This window comes from Rhodococcus sp. P3_B8, assembly GCF_056402775.1.
This window is the reverse complement of sequence record NZ_JBFUGT010000340.1, coordinates 1-6,692: the sequence shown is the minus strand read 5'-3', so window position 1 is coordinate 6,692 and position 6,692 is coordinate 1. Positions and strand designations below refer to the sequence as shown.

7 protein-coding genes and 1 pseudogene are annotated in these 6,692 nt (G+C 69.9%); 7 read left to right on the top strand and 1 reads right to left on the bottom strand.

Annotated elements, in window-relative coordinates; genetic code table 11:
* Nucleotides 1–673 (top strand): dioxygenase family protein (locus AC1D1G_RS39575; protein WP_477956319.1); only part of this gene is annotated, 673 nt, incomplete at its 5' end.
* Here the strand turns inward: AC1D1G_RS39575 and AC1D1G_RS39570 are convergent.
* Nucleotides 661–1,125 carry a peroxiredoxin gene (locus AC1D1G_RS39570; protein ID WP_009473669.1) on the bottom strand — a complete coding sequence of 155 codons (465 nt, stop codon included), beginning with the start codon at nucleotides 1,123–1,125 and terminating at the stop codon, nucleotides 661–663. The genes AC1D1G_RS39575 and AC1D1G_RS39570 overlap by 13 nt on opposite strands.
* 59 nt (nucleotides 1,126–1,184) lie before the next feature.
* Between AC1D1G_RS39570 and AC1D1G_RS39565 the strand changes: the two genes are divergently transcribed.
* The 6 genes and pseudogenes from AC1D1G_RS39565 to AC1D1G_RS39540 form a co-directional block, all read left to right on the top strand.
* The gene (locus AC1D1G_RS39565; RefSeq protein WP_280782508.1) at nucleotides 1,185–2,771 is read left to right on the top strand and encodes an anthranilate synthase component I; all 1,587 of its coding nucleotides are present in this window, start codon (nucleotides 1,185–1,187) and stop codon (nucleotides 2,769–2,771) included.
* On the top strand, nucleotides 2,768–3,472 hold the full coding sequence (locus AC1D1G_RS39560; RefSeq protein WP_283334306.1) for a TIGR02234 family membrane protein: 705 nt from the start codon (nucleotides 2,768–2,770) through the stop codon (nucleotides 3,470–3,472). Before AC1D1G_RS39565 ends, AC1D1G_RS39560 begins: the two co-directional genes overlap by 4 nt.
* Nucleotides 3,473–3,558: 86 nt before the next feature.
* Nucleotides 3,559–4,368: an indole-3-glycerol phosphate synthase TrpC gene (gene trpC, locus AC1D1G_RS39555; RefSeq protein ID WP_477956318.1), complete on the top strand. Its 810-nt coding sequence runs from the start codon at nucleotides 3,559–3,561 to the stop codon at nucleotides 4,366–4,368.
* 62 nt (nucleotides 4,369–4,430) lie between these two features.
* The gene (trpB, locus tag AC1D1G_RS39550; protein WP_005247488.1) at nucleotides 4,431–5,750 is read left to right on the top strand and encodes a tryptophan synthase subunit beta; all 1,320 of its coding nucleotides are present in this window, start codon (nucleotides 4,431–4,433) and stop codon (nucleotides 5,748–5,750) included.
* Nucleotides 5,747–6,550 (top strand): tryptophan synthase subunit alpha, encoded by an 804-nt coding sequence (gene trpA, locus AC1D1G_RS39545; RefSeq protein WP_009473666.1) that lies wholly within the window; start codon nucleotides 5,747–5,749, stop codon nucleotides 6,548–6,550. Before trpB ends, trpA begins: the two co-directional genes overlap by 4 nt.
* Nucleotides 6,547–6,692: pseudogene (locus AC1D1G_RS39540) on the top strand (prolipoprotein diacylglyceryl transferase); the annotation flags it as partial. The gene trpA and the pseudogene AC1D1G_RS39540, both read left to right, overlap by 4 nt.

Here is a 6,692-nt window from a genome sequence, read left to right as displayed (position 1 = left end):
GCCGAAGGCCATCCTCATGGTGTCGGCGCACTGGGAATCGGCGCCGCTCACGATCGGATCCACCACCACGGGCACGCCCCTCGTCTACGACTTCGGTGGCTTCCCCGAGCGCTTCTACCGGACCACGTACGAGTCGCCCGGCGCCCCCGAACTCGCGGCGCAGATCGTGGCGCTGATGCCGGACGACGAGACCGTGTCGCACCAGCCGCACCGCGGCCTGGACCACGGCGCCTACGTGCCGTTGACGGTCATGTACCCCGACGCCGACATTCCGGTCCTGCAGATCTCGCTGCCCACGCTCGACCCGCAGCGACTGCTGCACCTCGGTGAGCGGCTGCGACCCCTGCGCGAGCAGGGTGTGCTGATCGTCGGTTCGGGATTCACCACCCACGGGCTGCCGTTCCTGCGCGACCCGTCACCCGACGCGAAGGCACCCGGCTGGTCGTCGGAGTTCGACGCCTGGGCGGACGAGCGTCTCGCCGCGGGCGACGTCGATTCGCTCATCGACTTCCGCTCGCTCGCGCCGGGCATGCCGTACGCCCACCCGACGATCGAGCACTTCGCGCCGCTGTTCGTCACGCTGGGCGCCTCGAGCGATCCGGAGCAGATCCCCCGGCAGTTGATCGACGGCTTCTGGATGGGGCTGGCCAAACGGTCGATTCAGGTGGACTGACGCGTCCGGAGGAAGGCGAGCGCCTGATCGCCGTGCGTGTTGGCGCGGAACTCGCTCGAGATGACCTCGAGCACGGTGCGGTCGGTGTCGATGACGAACGTCGACCGCTTCACCGGGGCGAGTTTGCCGAGCAGTCCGCGCCGGACGCCGAACTTCTCCGCGACGGCTCCGTCGGCGTCCGACAGCAGCGGGTAGTCGAACGACTGCGCCTGCGCGAACGACGCCTGCTTCTCCACCGCGTCGGTGCTGATCCCGGCGCGGGACGCGCCCACCGCGGAGAACTCGATTCCGAGGTCACGGAAATGGCAGGCCTCGGCGGTGCAGACCGGCGTCGACGCCGCGGGGTAGAAGAACAGCACCAGGGGGCCGTCCTCGAGGAGGCTCGACAGGGATCGCGCGATGCCGTCCTGATCGGGCAGGGTGAATTCCGGTGCGAGCTGACCTGGCTTCATGAGAGCCGAGGCTACCCGCGCACGCAGACACGACGAGTGCGCCTGGGATGATGGTCGGCATGCACGGCGAGCCCACCACGATTCCCGCACCCGAGTCCGCCGCCACCCCGGCCGACGGCGGGTCCGACTCGACCACCACGCGCGAGCAGTTCCACGCTCTCGCCGCCGAACACCGGGTGGTCCCGGTGACGCGCAAGGTGTTGGCAGACGCGGAAACCCCGCTGTCGGCGTACACCAAGCTGGCGGCGAACCGGCCGGGAACCTTCCTGCTCGAGTCGGCGGAGAACGGCCGATCGTGGTCGCGATGGTCGTTCATCGGCGCGGGCAGTCCCGCCGCGCTGACGGTCGTCGACGGCGAGGCCGCGTGGTACGGCAACGTTCCCGCGGGCGCACCGTCCGGCGGCGACCCGATCGCGGCCCTCGGCCAGACGCTGGAACTGCTCCGCAGCGAGCGGCTGCCCGACCTGCCGCCGCTGACCGGCGGCATGGTGGGTTTCCTCGGCTACGACGCGGTGCGCCGGATCGAGCGGATCGGCGAGCACGCCACCGACGATCTGCAGATCCCCGAGATGGTCATGTTGCTGGCGACGGACCTCGCGGCCGTCGACCACCACGAGGGCGCCATCACCCTGATCGCCAACGCGGTCAACTGGGACGGCACCGACGAACGCGTCGACGAGGCCTACGACTCCGCGGTCGAGCGGCTGGACCGGATGACGCACGCCCTGTCAGCCCCGGCGTCGTCCACCGTGTCCACGTTCGCGAAGCCCGCCCCCGACTACCGGCGTCAGCGCACCACCGAAGGTTTCGGCGCCGACGTGCAGAAACTCGTGGGAGACATCGAGGCGGGCGAGGCATTCCAGGTGGTGCTGTCGCAGCGCTTCGAGATCGACTGCACCGCGGACCCGATCGACGTCTACCGGATGCTGCGCGCCTCCAACCCCAGCCCGTACATGTACCTGCTCAACGTGCCGAACGGCGACGGCGAGACCGCGTTCTCGATCGTCGGTTCGAGCCCGGAGGCCCTGGTGACCGTGTCGGAAGGCGTCGCCACCACGCACCCGATCGCGGGAACCCGGTGGCGCGGGCACACCGAGGAGGAAGACATCCTGCTCGAGAAGGACCTGCTCGCCGACGAGAAGGAGAACGCGGAGCACCTGATGCTCGTGGATCTGGGCCGCAACGACCTCGGGCGCGTGTGCGAACCGGGCACGGTGAAGGTCCACGACTACCGCCACATCGAGCGGTACAGCCACGTGATGCATCTCGTCTCCACCGTCACGGGTCACCTCGCGGACGGTAAGCACGCCTTGGACGCCGTCACCGCGTGCTTCCCCGCGGGCACGCTGTCGGGTGCGCCGAAGGTCCGGGCGATGCAGCTGATCGAGGAACTCGAACCGACGCGCCGGGGCATCTACGGCGGCATCATCGGGTACCTCGACTTCGCCGGCGACGCCGACACGGCCATCGCGATCCGGACCGCGCTGATCAAGGATGGCATCGGGTACGTCCAGGCGGGTGCGGGCGTCGTCGCCGACTCGAACCCCGAATACGAGGACACCGAGGCGCGGAACAAGGCGATGGCGGTGCTCAGCGCGATCGCGGCGGCGCACACGCTGAAGACCCTGGGAGGCGACACGCAGTGAGTGACGCGTCGGAGACGGCCCGGGAACCTGCGCAGGCGGGACGTCGCCGGTCGATGATCTCGGTGCTGCTGCTCGCGGTCGCCGCTCTGTGTCTGTGGGGTGCCTCCCGGATGACGTGGGTGGAGGTCACCTCCTCCGACGGGCTCGGCGAGGAGCGCACGTCGGCGCTAGTCGGCGGCACGTGGGCGGCGGCGCTCACGCCGCTGGCGCTGACCCTGGTCGCCGCGATCGCCGCGTCGTTCGCCGTGAAGGGCTGGGCGCTGCGGGTGCTCGGTGTCCTCGTCGCGGTCGTGGCCGTCGGGGCCGCGGTCCCCGCGGTGGGGCTGATCGTCTCCGGCGCCTCCGACGACGACGCGGGCCGGCTGGCCGAGCTGCCGGGCCGCGCCGAGGTCCAGTCGGTGTCCGTGCACGTCGGACCCGCCGTTCTCGCGCTGGTGGGCGCCCTGGCGGCGCTCGCCGCCGGGGTGGAACTCGTCCGCCGTCCGCGGGTGCGGGCCGGGCTCTCCTCCAAGTACGACAGCCCCGGTGCGCGACGGGACGCCGCGAAGAAGGCCGGCGCCGATTCGGCCGAGGGGCCCGTCACCCAGCGCATGCTCTGGGACGCACTGGACGCGGGGGAGGACCCCACGGTCGAAGACAAGAAAGCCGAACCTGTCGACAAAGTTGACGGACCGGACAAAGACCCGGGGACCCGAACGTAAACAGAATCAGAGTGCCATCTAGGCTGACTTCACCCCTGATGATGTTCCTCACATCGGGTTTCTGCCCAGAAAGGACTCGGGCCACGATGACCGTTCTCGACTCGATTCTCGACGGGGTGCGCGCCGACGTCGCCGCCCGCGAAGCCGTCCTTGACTTCGCCGCAGTCAAGGCTGCCGCCGCTGCCGCACCGCCGGCCCTCGATGCCGCGGCCGCCCTGCTCGAGCCGGGCATCGGAGTCATCGCCGAGGTCAAGCGCGCGAGCCCCTCGAAGGGCGCGCTCGCCGACATCACCGATCCCGCCGAGTTGGCCGCCGCCTACCAGGCCGGTGGCGCCCGCGTGATCAGCGTGCTCACCGAGGAGCGCCGATTCCAGGGGTCCCTCGCGGACCTCGACGCCGTCCGCCGCGCGGTGAGCATCCYGATCCTCCGTAAGGACTTCATCGTCGGGCCGTATCAGATCCACGAGGCCCGCGCGCACGGCGCCGACGTCGTGCTGCTCATCGTCGCCGCCCTCGAGCAGGACGCGCTCGCGTCGCTGATCGACCGCACGGAGTCGCTGGGCATGACGGCCCTCGTCGAGGTCCACACCGAGGAAGAGGCCAACCGCGCGCTCGAGGCGGGCGCCAAGGTCATCGGTGTCAACGCCCGCAATCTCAAGACGCTCGAGGTCGACAAGAACACGTTCGGCGAGATCGCTCCCGGGCTGCCCACCGAGATCATCAAGATCGCCGAGTCCGGTGTGCGCGGCACGGCCGACCTGCTGGCCTACGCCGGCGCGGGAGCCGACGCGGTGCTGGTCGGCGAAGGCCTCGTCACCAGCGGGGATCCGCGCAAGGCGGTGGCCGATCTGGTCAACGCCGGCGCTCACCCGTCCTGCCCCAAGCCGTCACGCTGAGGCTGCGTCGGCGGAACTGACCCGGACGGCGGCGGAACCCGGCGTTGGGGCAGACTGGACCTGTGACTTCACGTAATCAGGAAACCGTCTTCAAGGGTGGCAATCTGCCGACTGCCAGCGCCGGAATCGCCGAGCGCACGACGCACGACCCCGACGCCGGAGGACACTTCGGCGTGTACGGCGGACGGCACGTGCCCGAGGCCCTGATGGCAGTGATCGAGGAGGTCACCGCCGAGTACGAGAAGGCCCGCGCCGACGACGCGTTCCTGAACGAACTCGATCGTCTCCAGCGCGACTACACCGGCCGTCCGTCCCCGATCTTCGAGGCGAAACGGATGAGCGAGTTCGCCGGTGGGGCCCGGCTCATCCTCAAGCGCGAAGACCTCAACCACACCGGCTCCCACAAGATCAACAACGTGCTCGGCCAGGTGCTGCTCGCCAAGCGCATGGGCAAGACCCGCATCATCGCGGAGACCGGCGCCGGCCAGCACGGTGTGGCCACCGCCACCGCCTGTGCGCTCCTCGGCCTCGAATGCGTCATCTACATGGGTGCCGTCGACACCGAGCGGCAGGCGCTGAACGTCGCCCGCATGCGGTTGCTGGGCTCCTCGGTGGTGTCGGTCGAGTCGGGGTCGAGGACCCTGAAGGACGCCATCAACGAGGCGCTGCGCGACTGGGTCACCAACGCCCACAACACGTACTACTGCTTCGGCACCGCTGCCGGGCCGCACCCGTTCCCGACCATCGTCCGCGACTTCCAGCGCGTGGTCGGCCTGGAGGCGCGTGCCCAGGTGCAGGCGCTGACCGGCCGGCTGCCCGACGCCGTGACGGCGTGCGTCGGCGGCGGTTCCAACGCCATCGGCATCTTCCACGCGTTCCTCGACGACCCGGCCGTGCGGCTGGTCGGCTACGAGGCCGCCGGTGACGGCGTCGAGACCGGGCGGCACGCCGCCACGTTCGCGGCGGGCACCCCGGGAGCGTTCCAGGGCGCGTACTCGTACCTGCTGCAGGACGAGGACGGCCAGACCATCGAGTCGCACTCGATCTCCGCGGGCCTCGACTACCCCGGTGTCGGACCGGAGCATGCACTCCTCAAGGACATCGGCCGCGCCACCTACGAGCCGGTCACCGACACGGAGGCCATGGACGCGCTGCGTCTGCTGTCCGAGCGGGAGGGCATCATCCCGGCCATCGAGTCCGCCCACGCCGTCGCCGGGTCGCTGCGACTGGGCCGCGAACTGGGGGAGGGCGCAATCATCGTCATCAGCCTGTCCGGGCGCGGCGACAAGGACATGGACACGGCCGCCAAGTGGTTCGGACTGTTCGATCCCGACGACTCGACCGAGACCACCACGACTGACAAGGAAGGTTCGGCCAAGTGAGCGAACGACTCTCGCGCCTCGCCCCGACGTTCGCGCAGTGCCGCGAGGAGAAGCGCGCCGCGCTCGTCGGGTACCTCCCGGCCGGTTTCCCCACCGTGCAGGAGTCCATCGACGTGTTCAAGGCGATGGTCGAGTCCGGTTGCGACATCGTCGAGGTCGGCATCGCCTACTCCGACCCGGTGATGGACGGGCCCACCATCCAGGCGGCGGCCGAGACGGCGCTGCGGAACGGTGTCCGTGTGCGTGACGTGTTCACCGTCGTCGAGGCGATCGCCTCCGTCGGCGGCAAGGCCGTCGTGATGACCTACTGGAATCCGGTCCTGCAGTACGGCGTCGACAAGTTCGCCCGCGACCTGGCGAGCGCGGGCGGCCTCGGCCTGATCACGCCCAACCTCATCCCCGAGGAGGCCGGCGAGTGGATCGCCGCGTCGAAGGAACACGACCTCGACCGGATCTTCCTCGTGGCGCCGTCGTCGACCGAGGAACGTCTCTCGATGACCCTGGACGCGAGCAGCGGCTTCGTGTACGCCGCGTCGACGATGGGTGTCACCGGCGCCCGTGACGCGGTGTCGTCGATGGCACCCGAGTTGACGGCCCGTATCCGCGCCCACTCGGACATTCCGGTGGGTGTCGGACTGGGTGTCCGCTCCGGCGCGCAGGCCGCCGAGATCGCCGCGTACGCCGATGCGGTCATCGTCGGATCTGCGCTGGTCACGGCCGCGGAGAGCGGTCTGGACGCGGTGCGCTCGCTCACGAAGGAACTCGCCGAGGGCGTTCGCTCCGCTACCGTGGCGTCGTGACTTCCACTGTGGACGTACTGGCCTACATTCCGAGTCCGCCGCAAGGTGTCTGGTATGTCGGACCGGTGGCCCTGCGGGCGTACGCGCTGTTCATCATCGTCGGGATCGTCGTCGCAATCGTGTGGGGTGACCGTCGCTGGGT

What these genes read in the sequence shown, in the direction of transcription:
- AC1D1G_RS39570 (WP_009473669.1), bottom strand. Translation starts at nt 1,125, where the DNA reads ATGAAGCCAGGTCAGCTCGCACCGGAATTCACCCTGCCCGATCAGGAC.
- AC1D1G_RS39565 (WP_280782508.1), top strand. Translation starts at nt 1,185, where the DNA reads ATGCACGGCGAGCCCACCACGATTCCCGCACCCGAGTCCGCCGCCACC.